This window comes from Kitasatospora sp. NPDC101235 (assembly GCF_044767505.1).
In the GTDB taxonomy this organism is placed as follows: Bacteria; Actinomycetota; Actinomycetes; order Streptomycetales; family Streptomycetaceae; genus Kitasatospora.
In genome coordinates, this window is the sequence record NZ_JBIWNZ010000002.1 from 576,022 (window position 1) to 590,245 (window position 14,224).

13 protein-coding genes are annotated in these 14,224 nt (G+C 72.7%); 12 read left to right on the forward strand and 1 reads right to left on the reverse strand.

The window, feature by feature from the left end:
• Positions 1-1,041 (forward strand): ABC transporter ATP-binding protein, encoded by a 1,041-nt coding sequence (locus ACIRRH_RS05935; RefSeq protein WP_403062325.1) that lies wholly within the window; start codon positions 1-3, stop codon positions 1,039-1,041.
• Positions 1,042-1,213: 172 nt separating this feature from the next.
• Positions 1,214-1,873: a trimeric intracellular cation channel family protein gene (locus tag ACIRRH_RS05940; RefSeq protein ID WP_224280966.1), complete on the forward strand. Its 660-nt coding sequence runs from the start codon at positions 1,214-1,216 to the stop codon at positions 1,871-1,873.
• Here ACIRRH_RS05940 and ACIRRH_RS05945 read toward each other — a convergent pair.
• A complete protein-coding gene (locus tag ACIRRH_RS05945) occupies positions 1,779-2,546 on the reverse strand; it encodes an IclR family transcriptional regulator (RefSeq protein WP_403062330.1) in 768 nt (255 codons plus the stop codon). The genes ACIRRH_RS05940 and ACIRRH_RS05945 overlap by 95 nt on opposite strands.
• A gap of 197 nt (positions 2,547-2,743) precedes the next feature.
• On the opposite strand from ACIRRH_RS05945, the gene ACIRRH_RS05950 reads away from it, so the two are divergent.
• The 10 genes from ACIRRH_RS05950 (at position 2,744) to ACIRRH_RS05995 (ending at position 14,222) form a co-directional block, all read left to right on the forward strand.
• Positions 2,744-3,925, forward strand: a complete 1,182-nt coding sequence (locus ACIRRH_RS05950; RefSeq protein ID WP_403062333.1) for a cysteine desulfurase family protein — start codon at positions 2,744-2,746, stop codon at positions 3,923-3,925.
• Between the two features lie 48 nt (positions 3,926-3,973).
• Positions 3,974-5,110 (forward strand): tRNA 2-thiouridine(34) synthase MnmA, encoded by a 1,137-nt coding sequence (gene mnmA, locus ACIRRH_RS05955; protein WP_403062336.1) that lies wholly within the window; start codon positions 3,974-3,976, stop codon positions 5,108-5,110.
• Positions 5,111-5,161: 51 nt separating this feature from the next.
• Complete coding sequence (locus ACIRRH_RS05960) at positions 5,162-5,686, forward strand: TIGR00730 family Rossman fold protein (RefSeq protein ID WP_403062339.1); 525 nt, start codon at positions 5,162-5,164, stop codon at positions 5,684-5,686.
• 13 nt (positions 5,687-5,699) lie between these two features.
• Positions 5,700-6,389, forward strand: coding sequence for an SDR family oxidoreductase (locus tag ACIRRH_RS05965; protein ID WP_403062342.1), 690 nt, complete (start codon positions 5,700-5,702; stop codon positions 6,387-6,389).
• Positions 6,390-6,544: 155 nt separating this feature from the next.
• A complete protein-coding gene (locus ACIRRH_RS05970; RefSeq protein ID WP_403062345.1) occupies positions 6,545-7,555 on the forward strand; it encodes a methionine synthase in 1,011 nt (336 codons plus the stop codon).
• A 19-nt stretch (positions 7,556-7,574) separates the two neighbouring features.
• Positions 7,575-9,863 carry an NAD-dependent DNA ligase LigA gene (gene ligA / locus ACIRRH_RS05975; protein ID WP_403062348.1) on the forward strand — a complete coding sequence of 763 codons (2,289 nt, stop codon included), beginning with the start codon at positions 7,575-7,577 and terminating at the stop codon, positions 9,861-9,863.
• Positions 9,864-10,185: 322 nt separating this feature from the next.
• The gene (locus tag ACIRRH_RS05980) at positions 10,186-11,958 is read left to right on the forward strand and encodes a putative bifunctional diguanylate cyclase/phosphodiesterase (RefSeq protein WP_403062351.1); all 1,773 of its coding nucleotides are present in this window, start codon (positions 10,186-10,188) and stop codon (positions 11,956-11,958) included.
• A 196-nt stretch (positions 11,959-12,154) separates the two neighbouring features.
• A complete protein-coding gene (gene gatC / locus ACIRRH_RS05985) occupies positions 12,155-12,451 on the forward strand; it encodes an Asp-tRNA(Asn)/Glu-tRNA(Gln) amidotransferase subunit GatC (RefSeq protein WP_030057414.1) in 297 nt (98 codons plus the stop codon).
• A 5-nt stretch (positions 12,452-12,456) separates the two neighbouring features.
• The gene (gatA, locus tag ACIRRH_RS05990) at positions 12,457-13,965 is read left to right on the forward strand and encodes an Asp-tRNA(Asn)/Glu-tRNA(Gln) amidotransferase subunit GatA (protein WP_403062354.1); all 1,509 of its coding nucleotides are present in this window, start codon (positions 12,457-12,459) and stop codon (positions 13,963-13,965) included.
• Positions 13,962-14,222 (forward strand): hypothetical protein, encoded by a 261-nt coding sequence (locus ACIRRH_RS05995; protein ID WP_224280443.1) that lies wholly within the window; start codon positions 13,962-13,964, stop codon positions 14,220-14,222. The genes gatA and ACIRRH_RS05995 overlap by 4 nt, the downstream gene beginning before the upstream one ends.
• Positions 14,223-14,224: the final 2 nt, after the last annotated feature.

Consider the following 14,224-nt stretch of genomic DNA (forward strand, 5'->3'; position numbering starts at 1 on the left):
ATGACGGACACTCAGGCGGCCTCGATCCCGTCGCCGGCACCCGCCTCCGACCGCGAACCGCTGCTGAAGGTGACCGGCCTGACCCGGCACTTCCCGATCCGCAGCGGGCTGCTGCGGCGCCAGACCGGCGCGGTGCGGGCCGTGGACGGCATCGACTTCACGGTCAACGCCGGCGAGACGCTGGGCGTCGTGGGCGAGTCCGGCTGCGGCAAGTCGACCATGGGCCGACTGGTCACCCGGCTCGACGAACCGACCGGTGGGACCATCGAGTTCGAGGGCACCGACATCACCCACCTGGGTGTCGGGGCGATGCGGCCGCTGCGCCGCGACATCCAGATGATCTTCCAGGACCCGTACTCCTCGCTGAACCCCCGGCACACCGTCGGCACCATCGTCGGCGCGCCGTTCAGGCTCCAGGACGCGGTGCCGGAGGGCGGGCTCAAGAAGACCGTCCAGGAACTGCTGGAACTGTGCGGGCTCAGCCCCGAGCACTACAACCGCTACCCGCACGAGTTCTCCGGCGGGCAGCGCCAGCGCATCGGCATCGCCCGGGCGCTCGCGCTGAAGCCGAAGATGATCGTCGCGGACGAGCCGGTCTCCGCGCTGGACGTCTCGATCCAGGCACAGGTGGTCAACCTGCTGGACGACCTCCAGCAGGAGCTCGGACTGACCTACCTGATCATCGCGCACGACCTCTCGGTGGTCCGGCACGTCTCGGACCGGGTCGCGGTGATGTACCTCGGCAAGATCGTGGAGATCGCCGACCGGGACTCGCTCTACAGCAGCCCGATGCACCCGTACACCAACGCGCTGATGTCCGCGGTGCCCGTCCCCGACCCGCGCCGCCGCCAGCGCGCGGGCCGCGAGCGCATCCTGCTCAAGGGCGACGTCCCCTCGCCGATCAACCCGCCCAGCGGCTGCCGCTTCCGCACCCGGTGCTGGAAGGCGCAGGACGTGTGCGCGAGCCAGGAGCCGCCGCTGGTGGCGCTCAAGACCGGGCACCAGGTGGCTTGTCACTTCCCGGAGAACGCCACGGCCTGAGGTCTGTGTTCGGAAGAGGCCGTCCACCCGGGTTCCCGGGGCGGGCGGCCTTTTCGTCCCTCGCGCCTCGGGCGCCGCCGCAGGAAGGGTTCGCCCGGGCTCCGGCGGGGCGTTCGCATCCGGACCATGATCGTTCACCGGGGCACTCCGGGACATCAGGTACACATGGACGGTGACATCCCAGCTCTTCCCGTCCGACGTGCAGCAGTCGCTGGACCTCGTCGGCATATTCGTCTTCGCCCTCTCCGGGGGTCTGCTCGCCGTCCGCAAGAACATGGACATCTTCGGAATCTGTGTGCTGGCGGAGGTCACCGCCCTGGGCGGCGGGGTGATGCGCGACCTGGTGATCGGCGCGACCCCGGTCGCCGCGTTCACCAACCTCGGCTACTTTATGACCCCGCTGGCCGCCGCGCTGGTGGTGTTCTTCCTGCACCCGGAGGTCGAGCGGATCAACCGGGCGGTGCAGACCCTGGACGCGCTCGGGCTCGGGCTGTTCTGCGTCACCGGCACCGCCAAGGCGCACGACTTCGGGCTCGGCTCGGTCGCGGCGATCGCGCTCGGCATGGTGACCGCGGCCGGCGGCGGCGTGATCCGCGACGTGCTGGCCGGGGAGATCCCCTCGCTGCTGCGCTGGGACCGGGAGATCTACGCCGTCCCGGCCCTGGTCGGCGCCACCGTGGTCGCGCTGCTGATCGCCGCCGACCGGCTCACCGGCGTGACCGGCACCGCCGCCGCACTCACCGCCTTCGGGCTGCGGATGCTCGCGCTGAAGTACGGCTGGCGTGCCCCACGGGCCTGGCACCGCAACGGTTCTCGCACCAGCGAGGAGTAGGCGAGCCGCCGTACGCGAGCGAGATCGCCTCGGCGGTGCAGAGCAGTTCCGGCACCATCCGGGCCAGTTCGGCCGGCGGCACCTCGCTCGCCGGGGCGCTCAGCGCGCAGGCCGCGACCGTCCGCCCGCCGCTGCCCGCGACCGGCGCGGCCACGCAGGTCACCGCCTCCCGGTGCTCGCAGGACTCGGCCGCCCAGCCCCGGCGGCGCACCGCAGCCAGCTCGGGCTCCTCGCGGGTGCCGTCCGCGGACAGTCCGGCGAGCAGCACCCGGCCGACCGCCGTCCCGTCGACCGGGGCCCGGCGCCCGATCCGGGACGGCTCGGCACCCGGCAGCCCGGCCACCTCGTCCAGGTAGAGCACCTCGCCGCCGTCCAGCACGGCGAGCCGGACGGTGTAGCCGCAGCGGGCGTTGAGCGCGGCCAGGTACGGCGCGGCGACCTGCCGGACGTCGAAGTCCTCCAGCGCGCGGTGGGCCAGCGAGAGCACCCGGCCGCCGATCCGGTAGCGCAGGTCCGGCTGGCGGCGGGCGAAGCCGTGCTCCTCCAGCGTGCGCAGCAGCCGCAGGGCGGTGGACTTGTGCACCCCGAGGCTGCTGGCGGCCTGCTCCAGCGAGAGCGGCGCGTCGCCGAGTGCGTCGAGCAGGGTCAGCGCGCGGTCGACCGACTGCGACATGGCGTTTCCCGTTGATCCGGCTGACTGGTGGCGTCAGGCTAACCGCTGGGTGGCTCAGTGGTACAAACCAGTGCCGGACGTAGCCGTCCGGCTGTGGTGCGTCCGCCGTGCGTCCGGGCCGGTGCGGGCGGTGCGTGGCTGGATCGATGCCCCGGCCCGGAACCCGGTACGGTGCCGCGCTCTACAATCGGATGGTTATGCCATACCTGGACCATGCGGCGACCACGCCGATGCTGCCCGAGGCGATCGCCGCGATGACGGCGCACCTGGGGGTGGTCGGCAACGCCTCGGCCCTGCACGCGGCCGGCCGCCGGGCCCGCCGGGTGGTCGAGGAGTCCCGGGAGTCGCTGGCCGAGTCCCTGGGCGCCCGCCCCAGCGAGATCGTGTTCACCGGCGGCGGCACCGAGTCCGACAACCTGGCGGTCAAGGGCCTGTACTGGGCCCGCCGGAACGCCGACCCGGTCCGGACCCGGGTGCTGTGCAGCCCGGTCGAGCACCACGCGGTGCTGGACGCGGTGCACTGGCTCTCCGAGCACGAGGGCGCCGACGTCGAGTACCTGCCGGTGGACCCGCTGGGCCGGGTGCACCCGGAGGCGCTGCGCGAGGCGATCGAACGCGATCCGGCCACCGTGGCGCTGGTCACCGTGATGTGGGCCAACAACGAGGTCGGCACCGTCCAGCCGGTGCGCGAACTGACCACCGTGGCGGCCGAGTACGGCATCCCGGTGCACGCCGACGCGGTGCAGGCGCTCGGTCAGGTCCCGGTCTCCTTCGCCGAGTCGGGGCTCACCGCGCTCACCGTCACCGGGCACAAGATCGGCGGCCCGTTCGGCATCGGCGCGCTGCTGCTCTCCCGGGGCGCCTCGCCGGTACCGCTGCTGCACGGCGGCGGCCAGGAGCGCGACGTGCGCTCCGGCACCCTGGACGCCCCCGGTGCGGCCGGCTTCGCCGCCGCCGCGGCCTGGGCGGTGGAACACCGGGCCGAGCACGCCGTCACGCTGGGCGCGCTGCGGGACGAGCTGGTGGCCGCCGTCCTGGCCGCCGTGCCGGACGCGGTGTACAACGGCGACCCCTCGCCGGAGGGCCGGCTTCCCGCCAACGCGCACTTCTCCTTCCCCGGCTGCGAGGGCGACGCGCTGCTGATGCTGCTGGACGCCCAGGGCATCGAGTGCTCGACGGGCTCCGCCTGCTCGGCCGGGGTGCCGCAGCCCAGCCACGTGCTGCTCGCGATGGGCGTCGACCCGCTGCTGGCCCGCGCCTCGCTGCGGTTCTCGCTCGGGCACACCTCGGTGCGCGAGGACGTCACGGCGCTGGCGGAGGCCATCGGGCCGGCGGTGCAGCGGGCGCGCAACGCCGGGCTGGCGTCGGTACGGCGCTGATCTCGGCTTCCGGGAACAGGCGGGCCACCCCGTACCCTTGTTGCCATCATGACTGACTTCCCGGGTGCCCCGACCACTCCGTCCACCGGCCGTCTGCGCGTGCTCGCGGCGATGTCCGGCGGAGTCGACTCCGCCGTCGCCGCCGCCCGTGCCGTCGAAGCGGGGCACGAGGTGACCGGCGTCCACCTGGCGCTCTCCGCCAACCCGCAGTCCTTCCGGACCGGCGCGCGCGGCTGCTGCACCATCGAGGACTCCCGGGACGCCTGGCGGGCGGCCGACGTGATCGGCATCCCCTTCTACGTCTGGGACCTCGCCGAGCGCTTCCGCGAGGACGTGATCGACGACTTCGTCGCCGAGTACGCGGCTGGGCGCACGCCCAACCCGTGCCTGCGCTGCAACGAGAAGATCAAGTTCGCGGCGCTGCTGGACAAGGCGATCGCGCTGGGCTTCGACGCCGTCTGCACCGGCCACTACGCCCGCATCGTCGACCTGCCCGACGGCTCGCGCGAGCTGCACCGCGCCGTCGACGCCGCCAAGGACCAGTCGTACGTGCTGGGCGTCCTCGACGCCGACCAGCTCGCCCACTCGCTCTTCCCGCTCGGTGACACCACCAAGGAGGAGATCCGGGCGGAGGCCGAGCGCCGGGGCCTGGCCGTCGCCAAGAAGCCCGACAGCCACGACATCTGCTTCATCGCCGACGGCGACACCCAGGGCTTCCTGGCCAAGCACCTCGGCACCGCGACCGGCGACATCCTCGACGTCGACGGCACCAAGCTCGGCGAGCACGACGGCGCGTACGGCTTCACCATCGGCCAGCGCAAGGGCCTGCGGATCGGCCGCCCGGCGACCGACGGCAAGCCGCGCTACGTGCTGGACATCTCCCCGGTGAACAACACCGTGACGGTCGGCCCGGTCGAGGGCCTCGACGTCACCGGGCTCACCGCCATCCGCCCCCGCTGGTGCGGCACCGAGCCGCTGGCCGACGGCCGCTACACCGCCCAGCTGCGGGCCCACGGCGAGGAGGTGCCGGTGAGCGCCTCGGTGGCCGACGGCGAGCTGCGGGTGCAACTGGACACCCCGGTGCGGGGGATCGCCCCCGGCCAGGCCGTGGTCCTCTACGACGGCACCCGCGTCGTCGGTTCGGCCACCATCGCGACGACGGAGCGCCCGGCCGTCACCGCCTGAGCGGCAGCACCCGGGAGGGCCGGCGGCGGGGCGTGATAGACCAGTCGGACTATGAATATCTGTGTCTTCTGCTCCGCGTACTCGCTCGACGACCGCTACTCCGTCCCCGCCGCGGAGTTCGCCCGGCTCCTGGGGGAGGGCGGGCACACCCTGGTGTGGGGTGGCTCGAACGCCGGACTGATGGGGCTGCTCGCCGATGAGGTGAAGGCGGCGGGTGGCCGACTGGTCGGCGTGATGGTCGAGATGCTGAGGCACAAGGCGTACGCCGGCGCCGACGAGCTGGTGTGGACCGCCGACCTCCCGGAGCGCAAGGCGGAGCTGGCCTCGCGGGCCGACGCGATCGTCGTCCTGGTCGGCGGGCTGGGCACCCTGGACGAGGTCACCGAGGTGCTGGAGCTCAAGAAGCACGGGATGTTCGACAAGCCGGTGGTCGTCCTGGACACCGAGGGCTTCTACTCGGGCCTGCGCACCCAGATGGAGCGGATGGACGCCGAGGGCTTCCTGCCCCGCCCCCTCGCCGAGCTGATCACCTTCGCGGACACGCCTGCCGAGGTGTTTGCGCAGCTCAAGGCCTGAGAGGATCGGGACCATGGCTGCACATCTGATCACCGGCGCCGGCTCCGGCATCGGCGCCGTCCTCACCGAGAAGCTCGCCGAGCGCGGGGACGAGCTCTGGCTGCTGGCCCGCGACGCCCGGCGGGCCGCCGAACTGCGCGAGCGCTTCCCCGGGGCGAAGACCCTCGTCGGGGACCTCGGCGACCCGGGCAAGCTCTCCTGGGCCTTCGGGCACCAGCAGCTGCCCGTCGAGCTGGACTCGCTGCTGCACGTCGCGGGCATGGTCGAGCTCGGCCCGGTCGGCGACCTGCCCGTCAAGGCCTGGCAGGAGACGCTCAACGTCAACCTCGTCGCCCCCGCCGAGCTGACCCGACTCCTGCTGCCGTCGATCCGGCTCGTCAAGGGCCACGTGGTCTTCGTCAACTCCGGTGCCGGCCTCAACGCCCACGCCGACTGGTCCGCGTACGCGGCCAGCAAGCACGGCCTCAAGGCGCTCGCCGACTCGCTGCGCCAGGAGGAGCACGCCAACGGCGTGCGGGTCACCTCCGTCTACCCCGGCCGCACCGCCACCGCGATGCAGGTCAAGGTGCACCAGCAGGAGGGCAAGGAGTACGACGCGGGCCGCTGGATCGAGCCCGAGTCCGTCGCCAGGGCGATCCTCGGCGCCCTCGACGCCTCCCGCGACGCGGAGATCACCGACATCACCGTCCGCCCGGGGCGGTAGGCCGCCGCGTGGGGAGTCGGCCCGGCCGACTCCCCACGCGCACACCGGAGTTCGGACAGGCCTTCCGGTACCGACCCCGCTTCCCGCGCGGACGGCCCCGGTGCCGAGCCACCGCGCTCGGCACCGGGGCCGTCCGGCTGAGTAGGCTCGGACGGGTGAGCACCCCACACCCCTTCCCCGACCTGCGCGGCGCCGCCACCGGCGTCGGCTCGCTGCCCGGCACCGACGCCCGGGAGGCGGCCAAGACCTCCACCGGCGCACTGGAGCACCTGCCGTTCCTGCCCGAGCTGCCCGCGCGCGGGCCGGGCGCCGACATGATCGGGCGCGGCGCCGGCCTGCTGGTCGAGCTGTTCGCGCAGACCGAGCCGAGCGGCTGGCGGTTCACCGACCGCCCCGGCCGGGACACCCGGCGGGCCCACTCCTGGCTCGGCGAGGACCTGGACGCGCTGGAGGAGTTCACCCAGGGCTACCAGGGCGCGCTCAAGGTCCAGGCCGTCGGCCCCTGGACGCTGGCGGCGAGCATCGAGCTCAAGCACGGCGAGAAGGCGCTCTCCGACCCCGGCGCCTGCCGGGACATCGCCGGCTCGCTCACCGAGGGCCTGCGCCGCCACCTCGCGGACGTCCGCAAGCGGGTGCCCGGCGCCGAGGTCGTGCTGCAGCTGGACGAGCCCTCGCTGCCCGCCGTCCTGGCCGGGTCGGTGAAGACCGCCAGCGGCTTCCAGCGGCTGCGCGCCGTCGACCGGCAGGTCGCCGAGGAGGTGCTGCGCGAGGTGGTCGGGAGCCTCGACGCACCCGTGGTGGTGCACTCCTGCGCGCCGGACGTCCCGGTTCCGCTGCTGCGCCGGGCCGGGGTCGCCGGGATCTCCCTGGACTTCTCCCTCCTCACCGAGCGCCAGGACGACGACCTCGGCGAGGCCGTGGAGGGCGGCACGATGATCCTCGCTGGTGTCGTCCCCGCCACTGACCAGGCGGTGTCCGACCCTGCCGGTAGTGTCCAGGGTGTCAGGACCCTGTGGCGCAGGCTCGGGTTCGCCCCGGAGCTGCTGGGCCGCCGCGTGCTGGTGACGCCGACCTGCGGGCTGGCCGGGGCGTCCCCGGCGTACGCGCGCAGGGCGCTGTCGTCTGCGGCGCGGGCGGCACAGAGCCTGGTGGACAACCCGGAATGAGAACGTAGGAGGGCTTGCGGTGACGGCTGTCGAGGGCTGGGAGGACGTCCCGGCGGAGGTGCGCAGGCGGCACGCCGAGCTGGCGCAGGAGATCAGCGACCACCGGGCCCGGTACTACGAGCAGGACGCGCCGGTCGTCAGCGACGCCGAGTTCGACGCGCTGATGCGGGAGCTGGAGGCGCTGGAGGCCGAGCACCCGGCCCTGGTGACGCCGGACTCGCCGACGCAGCGGGTCGGCGGCGCCCCCACCGAGCTGTTCGCCGAGGTCGAGCACCGCGAGCGGCTGCTCAGCCTGGACAACGCGATGGACGACGACGAGCTGGCGGCCTGGGCCGAGCGGGTCGCCACCGAGCTGCACGGCATCGACTACCACTACCTGTGCGAGCTCAAGGTGGACGGCCTGGCCGTCAACCTCACCTACGAGAACGGCCAGTTGGTGCAGGCGGCGACGCGCGGCGACGGCCGGGTCGGCGAGGACATCACCGCCAACGTCCGCACCATCAAGGAGATCCCGCACCAGCTCAAGGGCGACGACATCCCGGAGCTGGTCGAGATCCGCGGCGAGGTCTACTTCCCGACCGAGGCCTTCGACGCGCTCAACGCCTCCTTCGCGGAGGAGAACGAGCGCCGCCGGCAGGAGAACGAGGAGCGCGCCAAGGAGGGCAAGCGGCCCCGGGCGATGATCCGGCTGTTCATGAACCCCCGCAACGCCGCCGCCGGTTCGCTGCGCCAGAAGGATCCGCACGTCACCGCCTCCCGCCCGCTGCACATGGTGGTGCACGGCATCGGTGCCCGGGTCGGCTTCGACATCGACAACCAGTCGCACGCCTACCAGCTGCTGCACGACTGGGGCCTGCCGACCGCCCGGCACAACAAGGTGGTGGGGACGCTCGCCGAGGTGCGGGCCTTCATCAAGCACTTCGGCGAGCAGCGGCACTCGGTCGAGCACGAGATCGACGGTGTCGTGGTGAAGGTGGACGAGATCGCCCTCCAGGGCCGGCTCGGCGCCACCTCGAAGTCCCCGCGCTGGGCGATCGCCTGGAAGTACCCGCCGGAGGAGGTCACCGGCAAGCTGGCCGAGATCAAGGTCGGCATCGGCCGCACCGGCCGGGCCACCCCGTACGCGGTGCTGGCCGAGCCGGTGAAGGTGGCCGGCTCGATGGTGCAGTACGCGACGCTGCACAACCAGGAGGTCGTCAAGGCCAAGGACGTGCTGCTCGGCGACACCGTGGTGCTGCGAAAGGCGGGCGACGTCATCCCGGAGATCCTCGGCCCGGTCTACGACCTGCGGGACGGCACCGAGCAGGCCTTCGTGATGCCCTCGCACTGTCCGGAGTGCGGCAGCGAGCTGCGCCCGATGGCCGAGGGGGACATCGATCTGCGCTGCCCGAACGCGGAGCGCTGCCCGGCGCAGATCCGGGAGCGGATCGCCTTCCTCGGCGGGCGGCAGTGCCTGGACGTGGAGGGTCTCGGCTACGTCGCGGCCACCGCGCTGACCCAGCCGCTGGAGCCGGCCGAGGCGCCGGTGAGGAACGAGGCCGACATCTTCCGGCTGACGCAGGAGAAGCTGCTGCCGATCAAGGTGCTGGTCCGGGATCCGAAGACCGGCATGCCGAAGCTGGACGACCGGACGGGCAAGGAGAAGGAGGTCTTCTTCTTCGCCACCACCAAGGGTGAGCCGAAGAAGTCGCTCCAGGCCCTGATCGACAACCTCGCGGCGGCGAAGGACCGGCCGCTCTGGCGGTTCGTCAACGGTCTGTCGATCCGGCACGTCGGTCCGGTCGCCGCGCAGGCGCTGGCCCGGGAGTTCCGCGATCTGAGGAAGATCTTCGAGGCGAGCGAGGAGCAGCTGGCGGCCGTCGAGGGCGTCGGTCCGACCATCGCCCGCTCGATCCAGGAGTGGTACGCGGAGGGGTGGCACCAGGAGATCCTCGGGAACTGGGAGGCGGACGGTGTCCGCTTCACCGAGGAGTTCGCGGACGAGGAGGAGGCGGAGCGCCCGCTGGAGGGTCTGACCGTCGTGGTGACGGGCACCCTGGCCGGCCACACCCGGGACGGCGCCAAGGAGGCGCTGACCTCGCGCGGAGCGAAGGTGACCGGTTCGGTTTCGAAGAAGACCGATTTCGTGGTCGCTGGTGACAATCCCGGGTCCAAGTACGACAAGGCCGTTCAGCTCGGCCTGCCGGTCCTGGACGACGCGGGGTTCGCCGTCCTGCTCGCGGACGGACCGTCCGCCGCCCGCGCCCACCTGGGACTTCCGGAGCCGGAGGAGGCCGCGGCGGTGAAGGAGGAGCCCGCCGAGGGCTGATCCGGGGCCGACCCGAGCGGCCGGTGGCCGGACCGGTGTTGTTATCGTCCTGATGCAGCGTCACCGGGTGCCGTGCAGTGAAAGCGGGCATTGTGTCACTGTGCGACACCCGTGCGCGGCGGCGCGTTTCCGGTTGTCCGAAAGTCTGCCCACCGGGTGGACCCCGGCTTACCCTGGAGCGCAACAGAGTGTCAGCAGGGGTGGGGGCACCGGCTGGGCCGGTGCTCCTCGGGGTCGCTCCATGCCCGGCAGCTGTCGGTACCGGCACGGTGCCTCACCGTAAGGCGGCCTGACGGGGCGGGCCCGACGGAGGACAGGGCTTATGGATCGTACGACCGGCGGTGCGCCCACACGCCCGCCGCAGGGGGTGGCGGGTGCGGTCCTGCTGCTCGGCGTGCTGCTGGCCGGAGCCGCGCCGCTCATCCCGCTGGCCGTCCTGGTCTACCGGTACGAACCCGAGTTGCTGCCGCTGTTCGCCGTGCCCCTGGCGGTGCTGATGGCGGCCTGGCGGATCGCCCGGGACCGCGCCCGCGATCAGCTGACCGACCCGCTGACGGATCTGCCCAACCGTCAGGCCCTGCTGCTGGCCGCCCAGGAGGCGATCGCGGGGTGCGAGCAGGGCTACAGCGTCGGTCTCATCCTGCTCGATCTCGATCGCTTCCGATCACTCAACGACACACTTGGTCATACGGCGGGTGACCGGCTGCTGGTTCACATCGCCCGCCGGCTGCACCGGGCGCTGCGCTCCGGCGGCCCGGCCGGCAGCGCCACCCGGGAGTCCATCGACGACGTCTTCGCCGGCCTGCCCCGGCACTACCGCCGCGGCCGCCCGATGGTGGCCCGGATGGGCGGCGACGAGTTCGCCGTCCTGCTGCCCGGCATCAACTGCCCGGACAGTCTGGAACGGGTCGCCAAGGCGCTGATCGCCGAACTCGCCGCCCCGATCCGGCTGGACGGGCTGCTGCTCGTCCTGGAGGCCAGCGGCGGCGTCTGCGTCTACCCGCAGCACGCCCAGGACGCCGAGTCGCTGCTGCGCCGGGCCGACGTCGCGATGGGCCACGCCCAGCGCGGATGCTGCGGCGTCGCCCAGTACGACGAGACCCAGGACGCCGACACCCCGTACCGGATCGGGCTGCTGGGGGACCTGCGCCGGGCGCTGGAGACCGGCGAGGTGCAGCTGCACTACCAGCCGAAGGTGGCCTTCGACGGCCGGGTGGTCGGACTGGAGGCACTGCTGCGCTGGGAGCGGCCCGGCCAGGGGAAGGTCTCGCCGGACGAGTTCGTCGGGCTCGCCGAATCCAGCGGCCTGATGCCCCGGCTCACCGACTACGTGCTGGAGGCGGCCGTCGGCCAGCTCGCGTACTGGCGCGACCAGGGCCTCCAGGTGCAGGTCGCGGTCAACGTCTCGCCGCGCGACGTGCTCAACCCCGGCTTCGCCCAGCGGGTGGCCGGCCACCTCGTGCGCCACCAGGTGCCCGCCCACGCGCTCCAGCTGGAGATCACCGAGCGGCTGCTGCTGGACGACTCCCGGAGGGCCGCCGACACCCTGGCCGAGCTGCGCGGCTACGGCGTCGGGATGTCCCTGGACGACTTCGGCACCGGTCACTCCTCGCTGGTGCGGCTGCGGAGCCTGCCGGTCGGCGAGCTGAAGATCGACCGCTCCTTCGTCTCCCGGATGGTCGCCGACGACCACGACGCGGCGGTGGTCCGCTGCTCGGTGGAGCTCGCCCACTCGCTGGGCCTGACCGTGGTCGCCGAGGGCGTCGAGGACGACGAGACCTGGGAGCGGCTGCACTGCATGGGCGTGGACGCCGTCCAGGGCTGGCTGGTGTCGGCCGCGCTGCCGGCCGAGCAGGCCACCGCCTGGCTGCGGGTGCACCGCACCGGCGCCCCGCCGGTGGAGCGGCTCGGCGTGCCGCCCCAGCTGCACGCCGGCTTCCAGCCGGTCCAGAACGCCAAGCCGATCGCCCAGCCGGCCAGGCCGCCGGTGCTGCCGCCGACCCTCCCGCCCACGCTGCCGCCGGTGGCCCAGGTGGCGCAGGCCGCGCACAGGGAGATCAAGCCGCAGGGCTGGGCCCGCAGCAGGCCGCAGTAGCGCCCGCCGGACGTCGCGGCCGAGCCGGTGACGGGCGCCGCGGCTCACTCGTTGGCCGGGGTGGGGGACGGGCCCCATAGGATGGGGTCCAAAGACCATGAGGACGGAGCGCCGAACCCGGCTGCTCCTGCCCGGGCCCGGCACCGCCCGCAAGGCACCGCCGGGTCTCACCAGAACTCACCCTGAGGATCGCTGCATGCCTGGCATCACGCGCGAGGAGGTCGCCCACCTCGCCCGGCTGTCGCGTCTTGAGCTGAAGCCCGAAGAGCTGGACCACTTCGCCGAGCAGCTCGACGTGATCATCGGCGCGGTCGCCCGCGTTTCCGAGGTCGCCGGACAGGACGTCCCGCCGACCTCCCACCCGCTGCCGCTGACCAACGTCATGCGTGCGGACGAGGTGCGGCCGTCGCTCACCCCGGAGCAGGCGCTGTCCGGCGCCCCCGCCGCCGAGGAGCAGCGTTTCCGTGTGCCGCAGATCCTCGGGGAGGACTGACCGATATGACCGAGCTGATCCCCACCTCGATCGTCAGGTGGACCGCCGCCGAGACCGCGAGCGCCATCGCCAAGGGCGAGGTGTCCGCCGTCGAGGTCGCGCAGGCCCACCTGGACCGCATCGACGCGGTCGACAAGAAGGTCAACGCCTTCCTGCACGTCGACACCGAGGGCGCGCTGGCCGCGGCCAAGGCCGTCGACGCGAAGCGCGCCAAGGGCGAGGAGCTGGGCCCGCTGGCCGGCGTCCCGCTCGCGCTCAAGGACGTCTTCACCACCAAGGGCATCCCGACCACCTGCGGCTCGAAGATGCTCGAAGGCTGGATCCCGCCGTACGACGCCACGCTGACCAGCCGTCTCAAGGACGCTGACGTGGTCATCCTCGGCAAGACCAACATGGACGAGTTCGCGATGGGCTCCTCCACCGAGAACTCCGCGTACGGCGTGACCGGCAACCCGTGGGACCTCTCCCGCATCCCCGGCGGCTCCGGCGGCGGTTCGGCCGCCGCGCTGGCCGCCTTCGAGGCCCCGCTGGCGATCGGCACCGACACCGGCGGCTCGATCCGCCAGCCCGGCGCCGTCACCGGCACCGTCGGCGTCAAGCCGACCTACGGCTCGGTGTCCCGCTACGGCCTGGTGGCGTTCTCCAGCAGCCTGGACCAGGGCGGCCCGTGCGCCCGCACCGTGCTGGACGCGGCGCTGCTGCACGAGGCCATCGCCGGGCACGACCCGCTGGACTCCACCTCGATCGACGCGCCGGTCCCGGCCGTGGTCGAGGCCGCCAGGATGCGCGACATCCGCGGCATGCGGATCGGCGTCGTCAAGGAGTTCGCCGGCGAGGGTTACCAGGCCGGCGTGATGCAGCGCTTCAACGAGTCGGTGGAGCTGCTGCGCGAGCTGGGCGCCGAGGTCGTCGAGGTCTCCTGCCCGTCCTTCACCCTGGCGCTGCCGGCGTACTACCTGATCGCGCCCAGCGAGTGCTCCTCCAACCTGGCCCGCTTCGACGCGATGCGCTACGGCCTGCGGGTCGGCGACGACGGCAGCCGCTCGGCCGAGGACGTCACCGCCCTGACCCGCGAGGCCGGCTTCGGCCCCGAGGTCAAGCGCCGCATCATCCTGGGCACCTACGCGCTGTCCTCGGGCTACTACGACGCCTACTACGGCTCGGCCCAGAAGGTCCGCACGCTCATCTCGCGCGACTTCGACGCCGCCTTCGCGGGCGTGGACGTCCTGGTCTCGCCGACCACGCCGACCACCGCCTTCCCGATCGGCGAGCGCGCAGACGACCCGATGGCGATGTACCTGGCGGACCTGTGCACGATTCCGTCGAACCTGGCGGGCAACGCGGCCATGTCGCTGCCGGTCGGCCTGGCGCCGGAGGACAATCTCCCGGTCGGCCTGCAGATCATCGCACCCGCGATGGCGGACGACCGCCTGTACCGCGTGGGCGGAGCCGTCGAGGCCGCACTCAACGACAAGTGGGGGCACACCCTGCTGGAGGAGGCACCGGCACTGTGAGCAAGATCGAGAAGGCCAAGGCCCAGTCCGCTTCGCTCAAGGGGTGGAAGCACAGCAAGCCCGGCCTCTGGCTGTCCATCGGCACCAGCGCGTTCGGCGCGATCTCCATTGCCAAGGACGTCCGCAAGGCCCGCGAGGAGAGCGACACCCTCAAGCTGGTCAACGCCCTGATCGGCGCGGCCGCGCTGGTCACCGGCACCGCCCTGCTGGTGCGCGAGCTGCGTCAGCTGGGCTCCGACGACGTGCTGCTGGGCTGAGC

Bases quoted from the DNA above. Each gene is read 5' to 3' on its own strand.
- ACIRRH_RS05935 (WP_403062325.1), top strand. From the start codon at position 1: ATGACGGACACTCAGGCGGCCTCGATCCCGTCGCCGGCACCCGCCTCC.
- ACIRRH_RS05945 (WP_403062330.1), bottom strand. From the start codon at position 2,546: ATGTCGCAGTCGGTCGACCGCGCGCTGACCCTGCTCGACGCACTCGGC.
- ACIRRH_RS05950 (WP_403062333.1), top strand. From the start codon at position 2,744: ATGCCATACCTGGACCATGCGGCGACCACGCCGATGCTGCCCGAGGCG.
- mnmA (WP_403062336.1), top strand. From the start codon at position 3,974: ATGACTGACTTCCCGGGTGCCCCGACCACTCCGTCCACCGGCCGTCTG.
- ACIRRH_RS05960 (WP_403062339.1), top strand. From the start codon at position 5,162: ATGAATATCTGTGTCTTCTGCTCCGCGTACTCGCTCGACGACCGCTAC.
- ACIRRH_RS05965 (WP_403062342.1), top strand. From the start codon at position 5,700: ATGGCTGCACATCTGATCACCGGCGCCGGCTCCGGCATCGGCGCCGTC.
- ACIRRH_RS05980 (WP_403062351.1), top strand. From the start codon at position 10,186: ATGGATCGTACGACCGGCGGTGCGCCCACACGCCCGCCGCAGGGGGTG.
- gatC (WP_030057414.1), top strand. From the start codon at position 12,155: ATGCCTGGCATCACGCGCGAGGAGGTCGCCCACCTCGCCCGGCTGTCG.
- gatA (WP_403062354.1), top strand. From the start codon at position 12,457: ATGACCGAGCTGATCCCCACCTCGATCGTCAGGTGGACCGCCGCCGAG.